General features: G+C 49.9%; 16 protein-coding genes. All 16 read left to right on the top strand.

Annotated features, from left to right (window positions below; translation table 11 throughout):
• Positions 1 to 4: 4 nt before the first annotated feature.
• The 16 genes from ACIFQN_RS25030 to ggt all read left to right on the top strand — a co-directional run bounded on the left by ACIFQN_RS25030 (position 5) and on the right by ggt (position 19,104).
• Positions 5 to 688, top strand: a complete 684-nt coding sequence (locus ACIFQN_RS25030) for an ABC transporter ATP-binding protein (protein ID WP_429835746.1) — start codon at positions 5 to 7, stop codon at positions 686 to 688.
• A 4-nt stretch (positions 689 to 692) separates the two neighbouring features.
• Positions 693 to 4,913 (top strand): FtsX-like permease family protein, encoded by a 4,221-nt coding sequence (locus tag ACIFQN_RS25035; protein ID WP_429835747.1) that lies wholly within the window; start codon positions 693 to 695, stop codon positions 4,911 to 4,913.
• 165 nt (positions 4,914 to 5,078) lie between these two features.
• Positions 5,079 to 5,594 carry a sigma-70 family RNA polymerase sigma factor gene (locus ACIFQN_RS25040; RefSeq protein WP_429835748.1) on the top strand — a complete coding sequence of 172 codons (516 nt, stop codon included), beginning with the start codon at positions 5,079 to 5,081 and terminating at the stop codon, positions 5,592 to 5,594.
• Positions 5,595 to 5,672: 78 nt separating this feature from the next.
• Positions 5,673 to 6,371 carry a response regulator transcription factor gene (locus ACIFQN_RS25045; protein WP_429835749.1) on the top strand — a complete coding sequence of 233 codons (699 nt, stop codon included), beginning with the start codon at positions 5,673 to 5,675 and terminating at the stop codon, positions 6,369 to 6,371.
• Positions 6,368 to 7,384, top strand: coding sequence for a sensor histidine kinase (locus tag ACIFQN_RS25050; protein WP_429835750.1), 1,017 nt, complete (start codon positions 6,368 to 6,370; stop codon positions 7,382 to 7,384). The genes ACIFQN_RS25045 and ACIFQN_RS25050 overlap by 4 nt, the downstream gene beginning before the upstream one ends.
• Before the next feature lie 65 nt (positions 7,385 to 7,449).
• Positions 7,450 to 8,220 carry an ABC transporter ATP-binding protein gene (locus ACIFQN_RS25055; protein WP_429835751.1) on the top strand — a complete coding sequence of 257 codons (771 nt, stop codon included), beginning with the start codon at positions 7,450 to 7,452 and terminating at the stop codon, positions 8,218 to 8,220.
• Complete coding sequence (locus ACIFQN_RS25060) at positions 8,195 to 10,075, top strand: FtsX-like permease family protein (protein WP_429835752.1); 1,881 nt, start codon at positions 8,195 to 8,197, stop codon at positions 10,073 to 10,075. The genes ACIFQN_RS25055 and ACIFQN_RS25060 overlap by 26 nt, the downstream gene beginning before the upstream one ends.
• 256 nt (positions 10,076 to 10,331) lie before the next feature.
• The gene (locus ACIFQN_RS25065) at positions 10,332 to 10,808 is read left to right on the top strand and encodes an Lrp/AsnC family transcriptional regulator (protein ID WP_429835753.1); all 477 of its coding nucleotides are present in this window, start codon (positions 10,332 to 10,334) and stop codon (positions 10,806 to 10,808) included.
• A gap of 134 nt (positions 10,809 to 10,942) precedes the next feature.
• A complete protein-coding gene (locus ACIFQN_RS25070) occupies positions 10,943 to 12,511 on the top strand; it encodes an ABC transporter substrate-binding protein (protein WP_429835754.1) in 1,569 nt (522 codons plus the stop codon).
• Between the two features lie 41 nt (positions 12,512 to 12,552).
• Positions 12,553 to 13,509: an ABC transporter permease gene (locus ACIFQN_RS25075; RefSeq protein ID WP_429835755.1), complete on the top strand. Its 957-nt coding sequence runs from the start codon at positions 12,553 to 12,555 to the stop codon at positions 13,507 to 13,509.
• Positions 13,509 to 14,339 (top strand): ABC transporter permease, encoded by an 831-nt coding sequence (locus tag ACIFQN_RS25080; RefSeq protein WP_429835808.1) that lies wholly within the window; start codon positions 13,509 to 13,511, stop codon positions 14,337 to 14,339. Before ACIFQN_RS25075 ends, ACIFQN_RS25080 begins: the two co-directional genes overlap by 1 nt.
• A 37-nt stretch (positions 14,340 to 14,376) precedes the next feature.
• A complete protein-coding gene (locus ACIFQN_RS25085) occupies positions 14,377 to 15,351 on the top strand; it encodes an ABC transporter ATP-binding protein (protein ID WP_429835756.1) in 975 nt (324 codons plus the stop codon).
• The gene (locus tag ACIFQN_RS25090) at positions 15,348 to 16,334 is read left to right on the top strand and encodes an ABC transporter ATP-binding protein (protein ID WP_429835757.1); all 987 of its coding nucleotides are present in this window, start codon (positions 15,348 to 15,350) and stop codon (positions 16,332 to 16,334) included. Before ACIFQN_RS25085 ends, ACIFQN_RS25090 begins: the two co-directional genes overlap by 4 nt.
• Before the next feature lie 20 nt (positions 16,335 to 16,354).
• Positions 16,355 to 16,936 (top strand): chromate transporter, encoded by a 582-nt coding sequence (locus ACIFQN_RS25095; protein WP_429835758.1) that lies wholly within the window; start codon positions 16,355 to 16,357, stop codon positions 16,934 to 16,936.
• Positions 16,933 to 17,463 carry a chromate transporter gene (locus tag ACIFQN_RS25100; protein ID WP_429835759.1) on the top strand — a complete coding sequence of 177 codons (531 nt, stop codon included), beginning with the start codon at positions 16,933 to 16,935 and terminating at the stop codon, positions 17,461 to 17,463. Before ACIFQN_RS25095 ends, ACIFQN_RS25100 begins: the two co-directional genes overlap by 4 nt.
• Positions 17,464 to 17,493: 30 nt before the next feature.
• Complete coding sequence (gene ggt, locus ACIFQN_RS25105; protein ID WP_429835760.1) at positions 17,494 to 19,104, top strand: gamma-glutamyltransferase; 1,611 nt, start codon at positions 17,494 to 17,496, stop codon at positions 19,102 to 19,104.
• The last annotated feature ends 115 nt before the right edge of the window (positions 19,105 to 19,219 follow it).

A 19,219-nucleotide genomic window follows, 5' to 3' on the forward strand; every position in this document is an offset into this window, starting at 1 on the left:
AAATATGAGTATGACCATCCAAATCAAAAATCTGACCAAAACCTACAGCGGCGATGGTGTCGTGACCATTGCGCTGCAGGATGTAAATCTTGCGCTTCACGAGGAGGAATTTACTGCCATCGTCGGTCCATCCGGTTCGGGAAAATCTACGCTATTGCAATTAATCGGAACATTGGATGCACCGACTGCGGGAACGATTCATTACGACGCTGTGGATGTCTGCAAGCTGAAAGGAAAGACGCTTGCGGATTTCCGCTTTGCCAGTATCGGCTTTATTTTTCAGCAGTTTCATCTGCTGCCGACGCTTACCGCTTTGGAAAATGTCATGTCCCCCTTGTTTCCACGCAAGGTTGGATACGACAAGAAAAACAGGGCGCAGGAGCTACTGGACTGGGTAGGGCTTGCCCATAAGCAGGATGCCTTGCCCTCCCAACTATCGGGTGGGGAGCAGCAGCGCGTAGCGATTGCCCGCGCCCTGGTCAATCGGCCGAAATGGCTGCTGGCAGACGAACCGACAGGCAATCTCGATACGAGCAATGGGGAAATGGTCTTTCAACTGTTGCGGAAATATCAGCGGGAGCACGGAACCGGGATCGTCTTTGTCACGCATGATAGGCATTTGGCCAGCCAGACAGACAGGAGGATCGAGATGCGGGACGGCGGCGTAATAGCTGATACAATGGGGTGAGCCAATGATTCGCTATATATGGAAAAACTGGTGGCGTCACCCGGAGCGGTTTGTCTTGCTGCTCGTCGGCATGCTCATCATCAGCTCGACGCTCAGCTATTTTGTGGGTGTCACCGAGAGCAACAACGGGACGACGCAGGAAATTTTGCAAAAGCGCTGGAAGGCGGCATACCATATTGTGGTTCGACCGGAAGGGACGCGCAGTTTGACGGAGCAGGACCAGTTGTTGGAGCCGAACTATTTGAGCGGGCTGTACGGAGGGATTAGTCTTGACGATTACACCCGGATCAAGAGCATGCCGGACGTGGAAGTTGCCGCTCCACTGGCGCCTGTCGGATATTCAGGGACGTCATTTTCTTATGGAAAAGTAGAGAGGCCAAAAAAGTCGGGGATCTATCGCCACTTTATGGCTATTTATAACGATGATGGCGTGCAAATCATTCCACGGTATGAACGCACTCGTTATTACACGCAAGGGTCTTGGAGCATATCCAGTGAAGAACAGGAGGCGCTCCAACAAGGCGTGCTTGAGCCATACGGGGTGGAGACATGGATACTTGGGCTTGCCGGATTCTTCAATCAGCTTCTGGTGGGCATTGATCCTGAGGCAGAGGCCCGTCTGGTCGGTTTGGATCAGGCTGTCGTACCGATCGGAAAAAGCCGCTATTTTACGGAGAGGGACAAAGCAGACACAACGGATGCCGGGGATGGAAGAAAAGTGACCAGGCTCCCCATCCTGATGAGCAACCGGATGGATGCCAACTTCCGATATGTGAGTAGGTATGAACGATTGAAGCTGCCGTTTGCCACCAAGGATGTGGCTGATCGGACCATGCAAGAGATCAAAAACAAAGGCGGCGCGTCGTATCTGGATCAGCAGGAGACGGAGGGAGAGCCACTCGAATACTCCTTTGATTCCACCGAAGCACATGCGCTGCTGCTTGCGAGTCTATCGGGGATCGATCCACAGACGGGAAAGCCGTTTTACCAGACAAACGATCATCGTGCGCGAATAAGTAATTTCTTGGGGGAAAAGCCTAGCCCGCTTTCTTTTAGGAAGGCTGCTAGTCCCTATCCGGAACGCTGGCAATACGCTTATAGCGTCCGTGCGATTGAACCGAATATCCCACAAGACATTCGCGAGCATTATTTATATACGCAGGATGATTTTCGTTACTCTTTTCGTCCCATTCAGTTCGTAGACAACTGGGACTGGAGCCACTATATGGAGCCTTATTGGATAGGCTTTTACGACCCGCAGAAGCTGGCGATTACCAAAGATCCGGTCAACGAGCTTCCCATGGAAACGTATCGTCCGGCGGAGGCTCGTCTGGTTTTGGACAAAGACGGCAAGCCGCTGAATCCATCTGTCCCTGTGCAGCCGACCCTCAATCCGTTTGGGCTGCTCACCAGTCCGCCATTGCTGCTGACGACAATTGACGCGGCGGGGCAGCTGATGGGGGACAAGCCGATTGCGGCGATTCGCCTCAAGGTAAAGGGAGTGGACAGCGTCAGCGAAGCTAGCCAGCAAAAGCTGGAGGAGGTGGCGAAGGAGATTAAAAAACGGACAGGGCTGGTTGCCACTATTACGCTTGGCTCCTCACCGCAGCCTGTTCTTGTGAACGTACCGGCCAACGGCAGCTATGCGGAAATGGGCTGGCTGGATCAATTCTTCGTGAAGCTTGGCACCGTATTTACGCTATTCCTCGAGACGAAGCTTGGCTTTTCAGGGATCATGGGCATTGTGATGCTCGTGGCCGCTACGTACGTGTTTGCCACCAATCTGGTGACACTATACGCCAGAACGGGCGAATTTGGATTACTGGTCAGCGTAGGCTGGCGTCCTGTGCATGTAGTAGGCGTTATCTTTTTGGAAGCCTGCCTGCTAGGCGGTGTTGTCACCCTCATCAGCTGGGCCATTGTGGGGGCAGTTGTTCTGCAACAGGGGGCCAGTGTTTCCATAGGGCGGGTGTTTGGCATCGGCTTGTGCGGTGTCGCCATTTACGTCCTGGCAGCGGTTCCAGCAGCATTTATGGTGGGCAAAATTTCTCCGGTAGCCATGCTGCGGACAGGGGAGCTTACGCCAGGCTCTCGCGGGATGATTCGTGTCCAAGGTATCTTTTCGTTGGCCTGGGGCCATTTGCTAGCCCGGTTCCGACGGAGTCTCCTCTCCATATTTGCGATGGCTTTGCCAACCGGGCTCTTGGTGTTTTTCGGCTTTGTCACCTTCCGACTGCAAGGGATGATGTATACGTCTTGGCTGGGGCAGTATATCGCGGTCGAGATCGGGCAGGCGCATTACGTAGCTATGATCCTCGCACTGGTAATCGCTGTCCTGACGACGGCGGAAATTATTTGGCAAAACGTCCAGGAGCGAAAAGCGGAGCTGCTGCTGCTCAAAGCGATGGGCTGGCGCAGCGGAGCGATTTTTCGCCTGATTCTCTGGGAAGGGCTGCTTTGCGGGTTGCTAGCGGCTGTTTGCGGGATAGGGCTAGGGGTGTTAGTGATTCTAGCGCTGTATCGGCAGTTTCCGGTGGAAGACATCCTGCTGCTCTTGAGTGCCGGGCTGATACCACTCCTTGTTGGGATGCTGGGTGCTGTCCCTCCGGCCGTATTGGCGGTGCGCTTTCGTCCGGCAGAAGGGCTGCGCGGTTCACAGGAAAACCGCAAACAGACAGAGCGGGTGCTGCGCGTGATGATGGCGGTGCTCCTCTTTTGTAGTATGGCGGGGGCCACTGTCAGTGCGATCCGGCTATGGCAAGCTCCTGCGTCACAACAAGAGATTGTGTCCGGGCAAGGCCCCACTGTACAGCCTGTGCCATCGAAAGATCCAGCTTCGACAGAAGGAGGTTCACCTCAGACAAGAGAAGGGGCGTCGCCCAATCAGAAGGAAGCCCGAGCAGGTGAGGCAGGACTGGGCGACCTAATTGACTTTGTTCCTCAATCCGTACCGGACGGCAGCAAAGCCACCTACCATCTGTCGCTGCGAATGGACCCGAACGGTACATTTTCAACTGAAGCGACGATCCAGGTGGAAAATCGCTCGCAGGATACGTGGAATTCGCTCGTGTTTTATTTTATCCCCAACGTGTTTACGAAGGAAAACAAGCCTGATTCGGTAAAAGGGAACGCCGATGTGCGAATTGTTAACGTCGTGCTGAATCAAAAGCAAGCGAAGTACCAGCTTTCACACGACACGCTAGCCCTCCCGTTAGAGCAAAAGATGGCTCCTGGGGAAAAGCGAGAGGTGCGAGTCGTTTACACATTCACCGTACCGGAAGACGGGCTGCGCTTCGATAAAATGGGCCAGCGTTACTTCCTTGCCCAGGCATATCCGATGCTGGCAACCTATCACAATGGGTGGAACAAACAAGACTACCAGGTGAATGGCGAATCTTACCATACGCGTCATGCGGATTTTACGCTTCACTACGAGGTGCCACCGGGGTATCAGGTGATCACCTCCTCGGATGAGGATGGAGCAGAAGCGAAGCTGTCAGGGGAAGTAACTGTCGCCAATATCCGCGAACTGTATGTGGCGGTGGTAAAAGGGGTAGAGTCCCTTTCCCAAGAAGCAGGTGGGGTACAAATCCGGGTGTTTGGGGAGAAGGCCAAGCAAAAGCAGCTGGAAGCAGCGCTGAAGACAGCAACGGAGGCACTCCCGTTTTTCTCCAGTAAAATCGGGGCGTATCCCCACAAGCAGCTGGATATTTTGGTGGATGGACGGGTGAACATGGAGTACCCCGGCGTGGTGACTGTGACGGCACAGGAAGATGTGGTGTCATTGAGACAGACGATTGTCCACGAGCTCGCTCACCAGTGGTTTTACGGTGTGGTGGTCAACGATTCCTACCAGGAGGGATGGCTGGACGAGGGGTTTGCTGAATTGGCCAGTGCGATGTTTTTTATGGATCACGACAAGAAAAGCGAGCAGGAAGTATGGGCGAAAACGAAAACAGCCGCTCAGTTGGCCCATGGGAAGCCTTCCAACCTAGCGCTGGACGCTTACGACGGACAAATTTACGGAGCCTTTTATGCTGTGCCGTCGCTGCGTCTGTGGGAAATGATCTCGACTTTTGGCGATGTGACGGACGGGTGGCGTTTTTTGCAGGTTTATTACGAGCAGTACGCTTACAAACAAATCGACACCAAAGAGTTTGTCCGTTTTGCCACCAGGTACTTTCCCGTGAAAGAAAATAATTTTTCAAGCTGGCTCCAGCTGTAACGAAAAGGGCAGCGCTCTCGTACTTACCTAGTGCGAGAGCTTACAAGCACTCTATAGGTACCTTACAAAAGTGTAAGCTTCTTGAAAGTTAACTCGATGGTTCCCATTCTGCTTCCGTTTTAGAATGAAAGCAACTCATACGGATCATGAAATGGGAGATCAATGATGAAGACTGCACTTATTTATCCAAAACTAAATCATCAACAAATTTACGAAGAATACTCTGCCAAAATATATCGCTACTTCCGCTACCGCGTGAAAAACGTATGGGATGTGGAGGACTTGACCACAACTGTTTTTATCAAAGTGTACTCCAAGCTGGAGCAGTATGACGGTCGTCATCCGTTTGGAGCCTGGATTTTCCGTATTGCCCACAATTCCTTGATCGATTACATGCGAAAGAAGAAGGAGTGTCCGGTAGACCAGGAGACATTCCTCACGATGAAGGCAACGGATAAGCTGCCGGAAGAGTGCCTGTTGACGCAAGAATCGACTGCCGTGCTGTGGCAAAAGGTACATACCTTGACAAAGGATCAGCGCAATGTCATTTCGCTTCGCTATCTGGCAGATCTGAGAATGAATGAGATTGCAGAGATTCTGGGAAAAACAGAAGCATCGGTAAAAATTCTACATTTCCGGGGAATTAAAAAACTGCAGCAAATGATGACGGTGCAAGGCTAGGGGTGGACAACAGTTCCACCCTTTTTTGGTATAGTAGAGAGTGGAATATGGAGACTCAAAATAGGAGGCGTACGATTGATGTCAACCATTATGATTGTTGAAGACGACCCGAAAATTAACCAATTGCTGCAAAGTCAGTTGGAGAAATATGGTTTTTTCACCGTTAACGTTGAGCATTTTGATCGTGTTATGGAGGTGTTTACCCAGACGCGACCAGATCTAGTGTTGCTAGATGTGAATCTGCCCAAGTTCGACGGTTTTTACTGGTGCCGGCAAATGAGACAGGAATCCAAATGCCCGATTCTGTTTATCTCTGCCCGTGAAAGCAAGATGGATCAGGTCATGGCACTGGAAAATGGGGCGGACGACTACATTACCAAGCCGTTTGATTACGATGTAGTGCTCGCCAAAATTCGCAGCCAATTGCGTCGTGCATATGGCTTGTATGCGCCTCAAGAAGGGGAGCGGACTGTAGAGGTGGCTGGCCTCAAGCTGTTTTTGGAACGGATGGAGCTGAGCATGCAGGAGGACAAGGTAGAGCTGAGCAAAAAGGAAGCCCTGCTGCTGGAGGCATTAATGAATCAGTATCCACGCGTGGTTAGCCGAGAGCGTTTGTTGGAAAAGCTGTGGGATGAGCAGTTTGTTGATGAAAATACGCTGAACGTCTACATTACACGCGTGCGTGGCAAGTTAAAAGATTTAGGGCTGGAAGGAGCGGTGGAGACGGTTCGTGGTTCCGGCTACCGCTTGCGGGCAATCTGGGAGGATGGGCAATGAGACTGTTCCTTCGGGATCAATGGGCGTTTGCCGCTTTTTTTCTCGTCCAGCTTATTCTATTGATCTTGATCTTTGCCTTGGACGGGTATTGGAATGAATCACTGATTATTTATGTCGTTTTTCTGTCCTTGTTTTTTGCGGGTGCCTTTTTGGTAGTGCGGTACTTGACACACAAGACGATTTACCAGCGCTTGGAGAGACCTGTGGAATCGCTGGAAGAGCTGACTCAAACACATGGCAACTCTGCTCTATGCCGCGCGCTGGATGAAAACTGCCTGGAGCATTATCGTCTGTATAAAGAGCAGTTGCACGCTTATGAAAACAAGCAGCGGGATTACACCACATTCATCCAGCAATGGGTGCACCAGATGAAGACGCCGATCTCGGTCATTCATCTTTTGCTGCAGGATGAAGACGATCCGACAGCCGAGAGCATTCGGGAAGAAGTCGATCGAATCAAGCGCGGTTTGGAAACGGTTTTGTACATAGCTCGTCTGGATCGGTTCGAACAAGACTTCCTGATTGAGCCTGTTTCCCTGCGTTCTCTGGCGCAAAATGTACTGGCTGAGAACAAACGTCTGTTCATTCGAAATCAGGTGTATCCTGAATTAAAAGTAGACGAGCAGTGGCGAGTGGAGTCCGATGAAAAGTGGCTTTCCTTTGTGTTAAATCAGTTGTTGACCAACGCTGTAAGGTACTCGGCTGGCAAAAGCAACAAGGTGACAATCCGGGCGTACGAACGGGGAGCAAATGTAGTACTGGAGGTACAAGATTACGGAATCGGTATTCCACCGGAAGATATTCACCGTGTGTTTAAGCCGTACTTCACCGGAGAAAATGGACGCAAATACCCCGAGTCGACAGGGATGGGCCTCTATCTGGTCAAGGAGATTTGCGGGCGTCTGCAGCACAGCGTGGAAATGGAATCAGAGGTGGGGGCAGGGACGACTGTCCGTATCGTATTATCTGCAGTCGTACCAACCTTACAAGATCGTAAGCTAACTGAAAGTTAATTCGATAGATAGCTGGCGCGCGCTTTCGTATAGTTGGAGTATGGGGAGAGAAAGGGGTAAGATGCATGGAAATGCTTGCAGTGAAAAGTCTGAGCAAAATATACGGAGGCAAGGTAACGTACCGCGCGTTGACTGATATTGACTTTACGATCCGCAAAGGAGAATTTGTGGGTATCATGGGTCCATCAGGGAGCGGGAAGACCACGCTTTTGAATATGATCTCCACAATCGATACCCCTACATCTGGGGCAGTTTTACTGAACGGAACGAACCCTCATCTCTTGAAAAAACAAAAGCTGGCGCTATTTCGCCGGCGTGAATTAGGATTTGTGTTTCAGGACTTCAATCTTTTAGATACATTGACGATTGGTGAAAATATCGTATTGCCTCTTACACTGGATGGAGAGAACGTCGCCACCATGGAGGAAAAGCTGCAGGCAATTGCGGCGAAGCTAGGTATTGAGGAGATCTTGGAGAAGCGTACGTTCGAGGTATCCGGTGGTCAGCGTCAGCGTGCGGCGATTGCCCGGGCTATTATCCATACACCATCGCTGTTGCTTGCGGACGAACCGACGGGCAACCTGGATTCCAAGTCTTCCCGTAATGTGATGGAGACACTGGCGGCAATCAACAAAGCGGACAATACGACAATGATGATGGTGACGCATGACGCGCTTGCCGCCAGCTACTGTCATCGTGTGATTTTTATTAAAGACGGCCAGTTGCACAATGAAATGTACCGAGGGGAGAGCCGACAGGTCTTTTTCCAGAAAATCATTGACGCGTTGTCGTTTTTGGGAGGCAATACCTATGACCTTTCGACAATTCGCGTGTAACAACGTCTTGCGGAACAAGCGCACCTATGCCGCCTTCTTTTTGAGCAGCGTTTTTTCCGTTATGATCTTTTTCGTTTACGCGATGTTCATTTTTCATCCGGAAATTGCCGATGAGGAGATACATGGATCCGTAGCTACCGGGATGATAGCAGCAGAGTACATTATTTTCATGTTTTCGTTTTTCTTTTTGTTTTACTGTGTCGGGGCCTTTTTGCAGAAGCGGGAAAAAGAATTCGGCATCCTGTTCGTACACGGGATGACACCGATGCAGCGAAACTGGCTCGTCATTTTGGAAAATATGCTGATTGGATTGGTCTCCATCATTTGCGGCATTGGACTCGGACTGGTACTAGCCAAGCTGTTTTTCCAGTTCGCGGGTTTTTTGCTCGATGTACAGGCATTGGCTTTTTATCTTCCTTGGCAAGCGATTGGGTTGACCTTTGTGGCCTTTCTGTTCTTGTTCGCAGCTATTTCCATCTTCACGGTCTTGCTTTTGCGCAAACGCAGTCTGCTGGATTTGCTGCAAGGGAGCAAGCGTCCCAAGCGGGAACCCAAGGCTTCTGTTTTCCTGTCATTACTCGCAGCAGGACTACTGGGAACAGCTTATGCACTTGCCCTTACAGCGGATGGAATCTATGTTGTGGTCTTGCTTTTACCAGTCACTTTCATAACGATCGCAGGGACTTATTTGCTCTTTACCCAGCTCAGTGTGTTTTTCATCGGGTTTCTGAAAAAGAGGCGCCATTTTTACTGGAACCGTACGAATTTGATTACATTATCAGACCTCGGCTATCGTATGAAAGACAATGCACGGATGTTTTTTTTGGTGTGCATCGTCTCTACTGTAGCTTTTTGTGCGATCGGGACTTTGGCAGCCTTGGCTGGCTCTATTCAGGAGACGGTGCTGAAAACCAATCCGTTCGCTTTTGAATATCAGACGAAAGAGGGAAATTCACTAGAGAGCAAGCATCTTTCCCTGATTGAAACGAGTCTTGCACAGGGCGGCTTTTCTTTTGAAAAATACGAAGCCACGATGCGTGTCTTGCCGAATGAAGTGAATGGGGAAAAGGTAGGCGTAGTCAAGCTGGCTGATTACAACAAGCTCGCGATAGCATCCAATTCCGGCCAACTCCAAGTCGGTGAGAACGAAGTGTTCATGCCGGTCAGATGGTTTGGGGATTCCGTGGAGAACAAGACACTGGATGTAGGGAATCATAAGCTTGTGGTCAAAACCGATGCGAAGCTGAATCCTCTGTTAAAGGGGATCGAATTCGAACGGTTAGCCGTCGTACCGAATGCTGTGTACGATGAGTTGAAAGGCCTAAAAGAAGAGGCCCGCTATAATTATGTGGTGCCGAGGTGGAAGGAAACACAAGAGATCAGTGTGAAGTTGCAAGAGCAGATTCATCACGCTAGCGAAAATTACTACTACTCGGCGCGTGCGCCCATCTACCGCCAATTAAAGCAAATGGCAAATACAGCGCTGTTCATTGGTCTGTTTGTCGGTGTTCTATTCTTTGTAGCCGCAGCCAGCTTTCTGTATTTTCGACTGTACACTGATCTGGAAAACGACAAGCGGCATTATGGAGCGATTGCGAAAATCGGACTTTCCGATCGAGAGTTGTCCCGAATTGTAACAACACAAATAGCATTACTGTTTTTTGTGCCCATCATTGTGGCGATTGTTCACAGCATAGTTGCCTTCGTCTCGTTGCAAAGTTTGCTAAAGGTGCTGCTGATCGCGTCTGTCGTCAAGCCGACAGCGATCGTGTTAACCAGTTTTGTGGTGGTTCAGGGCATTTATTTCTGGATCATCCGAAACCGCTATTTGTTCCATTTGAAGCGATCTGTCTAAAAGAAAATCAATAAAAATCAAGCAAGCAGCCTCTTGTTCTGGAGAGGCTGTTTTCTTTATTCATCTTAATAATATAGTAAACAAAAATAAATAAGCGAAAATGCTTTCAAAGGGAAATTTTCAGAATAAATATTGCATATTATCGTAATTCGTATTATAGTAACAACATTAATTATGTAATTCGACTGTATTTTCTATAAAACAGCCGTTAAAAGGTCCTATTTTTTAAAAATGAGACGAATAAGGGTGTGGTTGTATGGAGGAGATGTTCAGGCGCTCGCTTTATCCAGAATTGGATGACACGGATTACGGCATTATTCGGGCCTTGCAGGAAAATGCCCGGCTGCCGTTCACCCAAATTGCCAAAGACCTTGGAGTAACTGAAAAAACGATTCGGATGCGTGTACAGCAAATGCAGGACGAAGGTGTATTGAGCCTGGTGGGCATCGTCAATCCAGTCAAGGCAGGCTTGCACGTACAGGCCATTATTCAAGTGGCTACCGAAGCGGACAAGCTGGATGATGTGGTTGCCGAACTAAATGGAATCGTTGAAGTTCGCCTGATTGTACTGACCTCTGGGGATTATCAACTGTACACACAGGTGCTGGTCAGAAGCTATGATGAATTGTCGCAATTTTTGATGAAAAAGCTCAACAAGATTCCTGGAATTACCCGTATCAACGTGATTAACGAATTGAAAATATTGAAATCCAAGTACAACTTCGTCCGCTAATGCGGGGAATCACCTTGGAAGGGGGAATGCCATCGGACGAAAAATCCGCTGGGATTACGATTTTCATTGCAGAGGAGCAATAAACGATTCAAACTGCCAAACGGTAGGAGAAAAAAGAGAAAAGGGGTCATTTTATGTTTTCCACTAAAATGAGCAAAGCAATGCTCAGTGCCGTACTAGGAACTGTTCTGTTGGTAACAGGTTGTGGAGGAGGAAGCGGAAGCGGTGCCAGCACGGATGGCACAAAAACAGCCGCACCATCTCCAGCCACGGGTAAAAAAGTAATCAACATTGGGTTGAAAGCAGATCCGCCGTCCATGGATCCAAACAGCTCTACATCCCTCTATGATCGTCAAGTTTACGCCAGCCTTTATGACAAGCTGTTCGATATCGATGCAGAAGGAAAAATAGTGCCGATGCTGGCTGAATCCTATGAGGTAACGCCAGACGGCAAGACATATACATTCAAGCTGAAGCAAGGTGTCAAATTCCACGACGGAACCGACTTCGACGCAGAGGCAGTCAAATTCAATTTCGAGCGTAACATGACGGGTGAAAAATCCCGCCGGAAGGGCGAATTGAAATTCGTAGATGCCGTTTCGGTTGTCGATGCCCATACCGTAAAAATCCAGATGAAAGAGCCGTTTGCTCCATTCCTGTCTGTACTCACAGATCGCTCCGGGATCATTGTTTCCCCGACAGCAGTAAAAGAGCATGGCGAGCAATACCTCAATCACCCAGTAGGTACTGGCCCGTTCACTTTTGTTGAGCAAGTAAAAGGTGACCACGTAACACTGAAGAAAAATGAAAACTACTGGAACGGTTCCGTAAAAGTAGATGAAGTGAACTACAAAGTATTCACAAACGGTACAGCGAAGGTGCAAAACTTGCGCTCCGGCATGCTGGACATTATCGACGATACGCCTGTAAAAGAGATTCCGGTAATCAAGGGAGATGCCAACCTTGAGCTCACTGCAGAATCCGGACTGGGCTTCCAGGGTATCTACTTGAACAACTCTCGCGCACCTTTTGACAACAAGTTCCTGCGCCAAGCTGTTGACCGCGCGATTGACCGCGAAGCGATCGTAAAGGTGTTGTTTAACGGCTATGCTGCGCCAGCTCATACTGCATTTACAAAAGGCAGCCTGGCTTACAATGAACAACTGAACACACCAACTGCTCCGAATGCTGATGAAATCAAGGATCTCTTGGCAAAAGGCGGCCAACCAAACGGATTTGGCTTCAAGCTGTACATCACGACTTCCCCGGAAAACGAACAACTCGGTGCTGTTCTGCAAAACATGCTGAAGCAGTACAACATCAACGTGACATTGGAGAAGCTGGAATACGGTCAATTGATTGAAACAGGCGACAAAGGCGAATTCGATGCCCTGCAGCTTGGCTGGTCCGGCCGTTTGGATCCAGACTTGAACATCCATGACTGGGTTGTAACTGGCGCTTCTAACAACAATGGACGCATCTCGATCCCGCAACTTGATGAGCTCGTACTGAAAGCTCGCAGCGAACTGGATGAGACAAAACGCAAGGCATTGTATGAGGAAGCAGCAAAACTTCTGCAAGACGAAGCTGGATATGCATACATGTACCATCAGTACGTTCTATTCGGTATGAACAAAAAAGTAACCGGATTTACTTTCGTACCAGATGGCATCATTCGTACAGCCGCATTGGACAAGCAATAAAAGTCTTAACACTATAACAGCAAGAGCAAGGAGGAATTGTCATGATGTTCGTGGTCAGACGCCTACTGCTGACAATCCCGATTCTCCTGTTGGTGTCGATCATGACTTTCTCTTTGATCCATATGATCCCGGGCGATCCAGCCCGGGTCATTTTAGGACAAGAAGCGACACCGGAAGCATATCAGGCACTGCGAACAGAGCTGGGGTTGGATCAGCCAATCGTAGTGCAATATTTTTCCTGGCTGGGAAAAGTGATACAGGGTGATTTGGGAATATCCATTACGGACCGTGTACCGGTCTCACAATTAATCATGCAAAGGTTGCCCGCAACGGTAGAGCTTACGATCGGTACGTTTCTTGTAGCCATTCTGATCGCTTTTCCGGCGGGAATCCTGGCGGCAGTACGCCGCGGCACCTGGATCGACTACACCAGCACTTTTACCGCACTGGGTGGAATGAGTATCCCGAGCTTTTGGTTGGCGATGATGATGATCATCTTTTTTGCCGTCAATAATCAATGGCTGCCCTCTTCGGGATATGTGCCGTTCATGGAGAATCCGACTCAAAACCTGCTGGCGATGATTCTTCCCTGTTTAGCGACTGGCTTGAGAGAGTCAGCCGTGTTGATGAGAATGCTGCGCTCTTCGCTGCTTGATGTCGTGAGCATGGACTTTATTCGGACCGCGAAAGCGAAGGGATTGAACGAAGCTCGCACGATTCTGGGGCATGCGCTGCGCAATGCGATGGTTCCTGTTGTTACTACCTCAGGCTTGATGATTGCTGGCTTATTGGGCGGTCTCGTCATTACGGAGTCGATCTTTTCGATCCCTGGCTTTGGCCGTTTGATCGTAGAATCTGTATTTAAACGCGACTATGTCACTGTACAAGGTGCAATCCTTGTTTCGGCGGTGCTGGTTGTAGTGGTTAACCTGGCTGTTGATATTTTGTATGCCGTAATTGATCCGCGCATCAAGGCTGGGAAAGGAGCAGGTGAGTGATGAAATCCGTGCGCAAGTTTCTCCGAAATGGTTTGGGCGTCATCGGAGCAGTGATTATCCTCGGATTGATTATTGTGGCGATCTTTGCACCACAAATCGCTCCATTTGACCCCAATGCACAAGATTACAACAAAATCCTGATTGCTCCTGACGGCGAGCACTACTTTGGCACAGATGATCTGGGCCGGGATATTTTCTCTCGCGTCGTCTACGGCGCACGTATTTCCATTCAAGCCGCACTCATCTCCGTTGGGATCGCCATGCTGATCGGGGTGCCGATCGGACTGTTGTCCGGATACTATCGCGGTTTTTGGGACGAGTGGGTTGTCATGCGCAGCGTGGATGCGATGCAGGCATTTCCGTTTTTGATTTTGGCGCTGGCGATTTCTGCAGTACTGGGCTCTGGATTCGGAAATGCGATGCTTGCGATCGGAATCGGCTTTGCCCCTGCTTTTGTACGAATTACACGCGGTCAGGTTCTTTCGCTGCGAAACATGGAATATATTCATGCGGCACGCTCGGTTGGGGTAAAGGATACACGAATTATTTTTCGTCACATCCTTCCGAATGCGCTCAATCCGATTGTGATTCAGGCTACTTTGGCTATGGCATCAGGGATTATTGCAGAGGCTTCCCTTTCTTATCTGGGATTGGGAGTTCAACCTCCGACGCCTTCATGGGGGAGCATGTTGAACCAAGCTCAGACACTGATGTCCGTCGCACCGTATGCGACATTTTATCCAGGTATTGCAATCTTTCTGGTCGTGCTAGGTTTTAACTTGTTGGGAGATGGGCTGCAGCAGGTTCTAGACCCACGGGCACGCAAATAATAAATGTCCTGCACGGGATAATTAAGGAGTGGAGCAGATGACGACCATCTTGGAAGTAGAACAACTGAGAACCCGGTTTCGTACGGACAGCGGTGTCGTCAGTGTCGTTGACGGCGTCGACTTCTCCATCCGAGCTGGAGAAACGCTGGGTGTCGTGGGCGAATCGGGTTGTGGCAAAAGCGTAACCAGCCTGTCGATCATGCGCCTCTTGCCGCCGAATGGAAGCACAGGAGGAAGCATTCGTTTCAACGGGAAAAACGTATTGGAGCTGTCGGAAAAAGAAATGCAGGGCGTGCGTGGCAATGAGATCGCCATGATCTTCCAAGAACCAATGACCTCTCTCAATCCGCTGCATACGGTAGGCAAGCAGATTGAAGAAGCGGTCATGCTGCATATGAAGGTAGCGAAGGCACAGGCGAAAGAGCGAGCCATTGCCATGCTGAAGGCGGTTGGAATGCCACGGGCCGAAGAAATTTACGGCGAATTCCCTCACCAGTTGTCCGGTGGGATGCGCCAACGCGTCATGATCGCCATGGCGATGTCCTGTGATCCAAAGCTGATTATTGCAGATGAACCGACAACAGCGCTGGACGTGACGATTCAGGCACAGATTCTCGATTTGATGAGAGACCTAAAGGAAAAGACAGGCACATCGATTATGTTGATTACGCACGATTTGGGTGTCGTAGCCGAGATGTGCGACCGCGTCATCGTGATGTACGCAGGGCAAGTTGTCGAAGAAACAGATGTAGATACATTGTTTGATAGTCCAAAGCATCCGTATACGATTGGCTTGATGAACTCGATTCCTGAATTGGATGAGGAGCGCGAGTATCTGGAAACCATTCCGGGAGCTGTCCCGCTGCCGCATCAAATGCCGATCGGCTGTCGTTTTGCCCCGCGCTGCTCGCAGGCAATGCCGATCTGTCACGAAAAACCGCCTGAACTGTTGCAACTGGACGGGCAAAAATGCCGCTGCTGGTTGTATGCGGAGAAGGGGGAACAAGTATGACAACACCTCTGTTGGAAGTAAAGGGGCTAGAGCAGCACTTTCCGATTAAAAGCGGGTTTTTAAAACGGACCACAGGACATGTTAAAGCAGTAGATGGCATTGATCTTACTGTATATCCTGGTGAAACCCTCGGGATTGTAGGAGAATCCGGGTGCGGCAAGTCTACGACAGGGCGCAGTATTCTCCGTTTGCTAGAGCCGACAGCAGGAGAAGTCTGGTTTGATGGCAAGGATCTCGCCAAGCTCCCAAAAGAAGAGATGCGCCAGATGCGCAAAAACCTCCAGATGATCTTTCAGGATCCGTATGCATCGCTAAATCCGCGGATGACGATCAAACAAATCTTGATGGAATCTCTGATGGTGCATGACATTGGCACCAAAGAAGAGAGGGAGAAAATCATCGAAGAGATTATTCAGGTCGTTGGCTTGCGCAAAGAGCATCTGAACCGCCATCCGCACGATTTTTCCGGTGGTCAACGGCAACGGATCGGGATTGCCCGAGCGCTGGTCGTAAAGCCAAAGCTGATTATTGCTGATGAGCCGGTGTCTGCATTGGACGTATCCATCCAGTCGCAGGTGCTCAATCTCTTAAAAGATTTGAAAAAGGAATTTAACCTTACACTAATGTTCATTTCACATGATTTGTCAGTAGTCAAACATTTGTGCGACCGAATTGCGGTCATGTATTTGGGCCGGGTAGTAGAAATTGCTGACAAGCGGACGCTGTTTGAGAACCCAAGTCATCCGTATACACGAGCTTTGCTGTCGGCTGTACCAGTCGCAAGGCCACGGCATAAGCGTGAACGGATTTTGCTGACAGGAGATTTGCCAAGTCCAGCGAATCCTCCAAGTGGCTGTACATTCCACCCGCGTTGTCCGTATGCGACCGATATTTGCAAGTCGCAGGTTCCAGGGCTATCGGACATCGGGGAAGGACAATGGGTCTCCTGCCATCTAGTGCAATCCGGCGAGATCTACCACTAGGCAAGGACGGAGGTACAAATATGATTTACTGGCATTTGTTTATTGCTTTTTTTCGCATCGGTATCTTTGGATTTGGGGGAGGGCCGACGATGGTTCCTCTCTTTTATACTGAGTGTGTGAAGAAGTATAAGTGGGTTACCGAGGAGGATTTTTCGGATAATCTGGCGCTAGGCAACGCCTTGCCTGGACCGATTGCCACCAAGCTGGCTGCGTTTATCGGCTATCGGGTCAAAGGCTGGCCGGGTGCGCTAGTGGCGAATATCGCTGTAGTAATGCCCGTCGTACTCGTGATGATCGGCTTATTGCAAGTCATCTATCAATGGAAGGACGCGCCTGGCGTATACGGGATGATTCAGGCGATCGGACCAGTGATTGCTGTCATGACGGGCGTTCTTACCTGGGAATTCCTTTCGAAAGGCTGGAAGGGGGCGTCCAGCAAAACTGGTGTGAGCATTTCGCTCGGTCTTTCGCTCGTGGCCCTGCTCTTCCTCGATTGGCATCCCGGCATCGTAGTAGGTATCGCGCTCATCATTTCGTTTGCCTACTCTACCTGGTCTGTCCAAAAGCGTAAGAAGAAGGACGGCAAGGAGGGAGCAGCATGATCTATCTGCAGTTATTTTGGGCCTTTTTCATCTCCAATATATTGGGGTACGGTGGAGGTCCCCCAAGCATTCCACTGATCCAGAACGAAGTGGTCGATCATTACAACTGGATGTCGATCAAGGAATTCGGAGAAGTGCTGGCGGTCGGTAATGCTTTGCCAAGTCCCATTGCGACAAAGCTTGCTGGCTATATCGGCTATCAAGTAGCAGGAGTGCCGGGGGCAACCGTAGCTCTTTTTGCAACCGTAGCCCCAACCGCTATTGCGATGATTTTACTGCTCCAATTTATTAATCTGTTCCGTAATGCACCGCAAGTAAAAGCGATGACCCAATCGGTACGGCCCATTGTTACCGTATTGCTCGGAACGATGACTTACCAATTTCTGATGGGCGCAGTTGAGGGAATTGGCTGGATGCAAACAGGTATTTTGACTGTCGCCTCCTACCTTCTTCTGGAAACGCTGAAGGTACATCCTGCTATCGTGATGGTAGCCGCTATGGTGTACGGATTCGTTTTTATCGGCTAGAATCTACACTGACAAAGGGAGCAATTGACTATGGTTAACTACGACGCAATGGAATATCCATACGCATCAAAACGTGTGACGACCTATGCGAAAAATGGCATGGTAGCTACCTCGCAGCCGTTGGCGGCGCAGGCTGGCCTCGATATTTTGAAAAAAGGCGGAAACGCCATTGATGCTGCAATTGCAACGGCTGCGTGCTTGACTGTGGTCGAACCGACTTCCAATGGCATTGGCGGAGATGCATTTGCACTGGTCTGGATAAAGGACGAATTGCATGGACTAAATGCGAGTGGACCGGCTCCGCAAGGCATTTCGATTGAAGCGCTGAAAGCAAAAGGGCTGGAAGAAATGCCGACATACGGCTGGACACCTGTAACGGTACCGGGCGCACCTGCTGCCTGGGCTGAGCTGTCCAAACGATTTGGTCGTCTGCCACTGACGGAAGTATTGCAGCCAGCGATCGATTATGCGGAAAATGGATACCCGTTATCCCCTACACTGGCTCACTATTGGAAGCTGGCGCACAAAAAGTTCTCGCAGCTTTGCAAGGGTGATGAATTCGCACACTGGTTCTCCACCTTTACGCCAGATGGCAAAGTACCAAAGGCAGGAGACATCTGGAAATCGCCAGGTCATGCACAGACGCTGCGTCAAATCGCAGAGACGAACGCCGAGAGCTTTTATCGCGGTGAGCTAGCAGACAAAATGGACGCTTTCTCCCGTGAGTGCGATGGCTATTTGCGCAAGGAAGACTTGGCGGCTTACCAGCCTGAATGGGTGAAGCCAGTCGGAGTGAATTACCGCGGCTACGATGTATGGGAGATCCCGCCGAACGGGCAGGGCATGATCGGACTAATGGCGCTGAACATTCTGAAGGAATTCGATTTTGCGGCAAAAGATACCACAGAGACGTATCACAAGCAAATCGAAGCAATGAAGCTGGCATTTGCCGATGGATTAAAATACATCACAGAAGAGAGCAAAATGAAGGTAAGCGTGGAGGCTCTGTTGTCTGACGAGTATGCAAAAACTCGTCGTGCCTTGATCGGGGAGGGAGCGCTCACACCAGAGCCAGGGCAGCCAAAATCGAGCGGCACCGTCTATTTGGCAACCGCAGATGGAGAAGGAAACATGGTATCCTTTATTCAGAGCAACTACATGGGCTTTGGCTCCGGAGTTGTCGTACCGGGTACAGGGATCGCTCTGCAAAACCGCGGTCACAACTTCTCGCTCGACCCTGCCCATGACAATTGTCTGGAGCCAGGAAAAAGAACGTTCCATACGATCATCCCGGGCTTTTTGACCAAGGATGGAAAAGCGGTTGGACCGTTCGGAGTGATGGGTGGCTTTATGCAACCACAGGGACATGTACAGGTGGTAATGAACACCATTGACTTCCATCTCAATCCCCAGGCCTCCTTGGATGCGCCGCGCTGGCAGTGGATGGAAGGTAAAACCGTGGAGCTGGAGCATCATTTCCCTGAGCATCTGGCCTTGGCTTTGGAGCGTAGAGGACATACCATCAAGTGGGCACAGCTTGGTAACTACTTTGGCCGTGGCCAGATCATTTGGCGTGATGAAAACGGCGTCCTCAGCGGCGGAACAGATATGCGGACAGATAGCTGTATTGCTGCTTGGTAATCCCATAAAAACAATAGTTTCATCCGAACGACCGTACAGACATATGAGCTGTACGGTTTTTCTTTTTAGGTGAAAATTTGCTGAATAGTCATGACGATGTCTCTTTTCTTCTCTC

The sequence above is a fragment of the Brevibacillus sp. NRS-1366 genome (assembly GCF_050467985.1).

Bases quoted from the DNA above. Each gene is read 5' to 3' on its own strand.
- ACIFQN_RS25030 (WP_429835746.1), top strand. From the start codon at position 5: ATGAGTATGACCATCCAAATCAAAAATCTGACCAAAACCTACAGCGGC.
- ACIFQN_RS25035 (WP_429835747.1), top strand. From the start codon at position 693: ATGATTCGCTATATATGGAAAAACTGGTGGCGTCACCCGGAGCGGTTT.
- ACIFQN_RS25040 (WP_429835748.1), top strand. From the start codon at position 5,079: ATGAAGACTGCACTTATTTATCCAAAACTAAATCATCAACAAATTTAC.
- ACIFQN_RS25045 (WP_429835749.1), top strand. From the start codon at position 5,673: ATGTCAACCATTATGATTGTTGAAGACGACCCGAAAATTAACCAATTG.
- ACIFQN_RS25050 (WP_429835750.1), top strand. From the start codon at position 6,368: ATGAGACTGTTCCTTCGGGATCAATGGGCGTTTGCCGCTTTTTTTCTC.
- ACIFQN_RS25055 (WP_429835751.1), top strand. From the start codon at position 7,450: ATGGAAATGCTTGCAGTGAAAAGTCTGAGCAAAATATACGGAGGCAAG.
- ACIFQN_RS25060 (WP_429835752.1), top strand. From the start codon at position 8,195: ATGACCTTTCGACAATTCGCGTGTAACAACGTCTTGCGGAACAAGCGC.
- ACIFQN_RS25065 (WP_429835753.1), top strand. From the start codon at position 10,332: ATGGAGGAGATGTTCAGGCGCTCGCTTTATCCAGAATTGGATGACACG.
- ACIFQN_RS25070 (WP_429835754.1), top strand. From the start codon at position 10,943: ATGTTTTCCACTAAAATGAGCAAAGCAATGCTCAGTGCCGTACTAGGA.
- ACIFQN_RS25075 (WP_429835755.1), top strand. From the start codon at position 12,553: ATGATGTTCGTGGTCAGACGCCTACTGCTGACAATCCCGATTCTCCTG.
- ACIFQN_RS25080 (WP_429835808.1), top strand. From the start codon at position 13,509: ATGAAATCCGTGCGCAAGTTTCTCCGAAATGGTTTGGGCGTCATCGGA.
- ACIFQN_RS25085 (WP_429835756.1), top strand. From the start codon at position 14,377: ATGACGACCATCTTGGAAGTAGAACAACTGAGAACCCGGTTTCGTACG.
- ACIFQN_RS25090 (WP_429835757.1), top strand. From the start codon at position 15,348: ATGACAACACCTCTGTTGGAAGTAAAGGGGCTAGAGCAGCACTTTCCG.
- ACIFQN_RS25095 (WP_429835758.1), top strand. From the start codon at position 16,355: ATGATTTACTGGCATTTGTTTATTGCTTTTTTTCGCATCGGTATCTTT.
- ACIFQN_RS25100 (WP_429835759.1), top strand. From the start codon at position 16,933: ATGATCTATCTGCAGTTATTTTGGGCCTTTTTCATCTCCAATATATTG.
- ggt (WP_429835760.1), top strand. From the start codon at position 17,494: ATGGTTAACTACGACGCAATGGAATATCCATACGCATCAAAACGTGTG.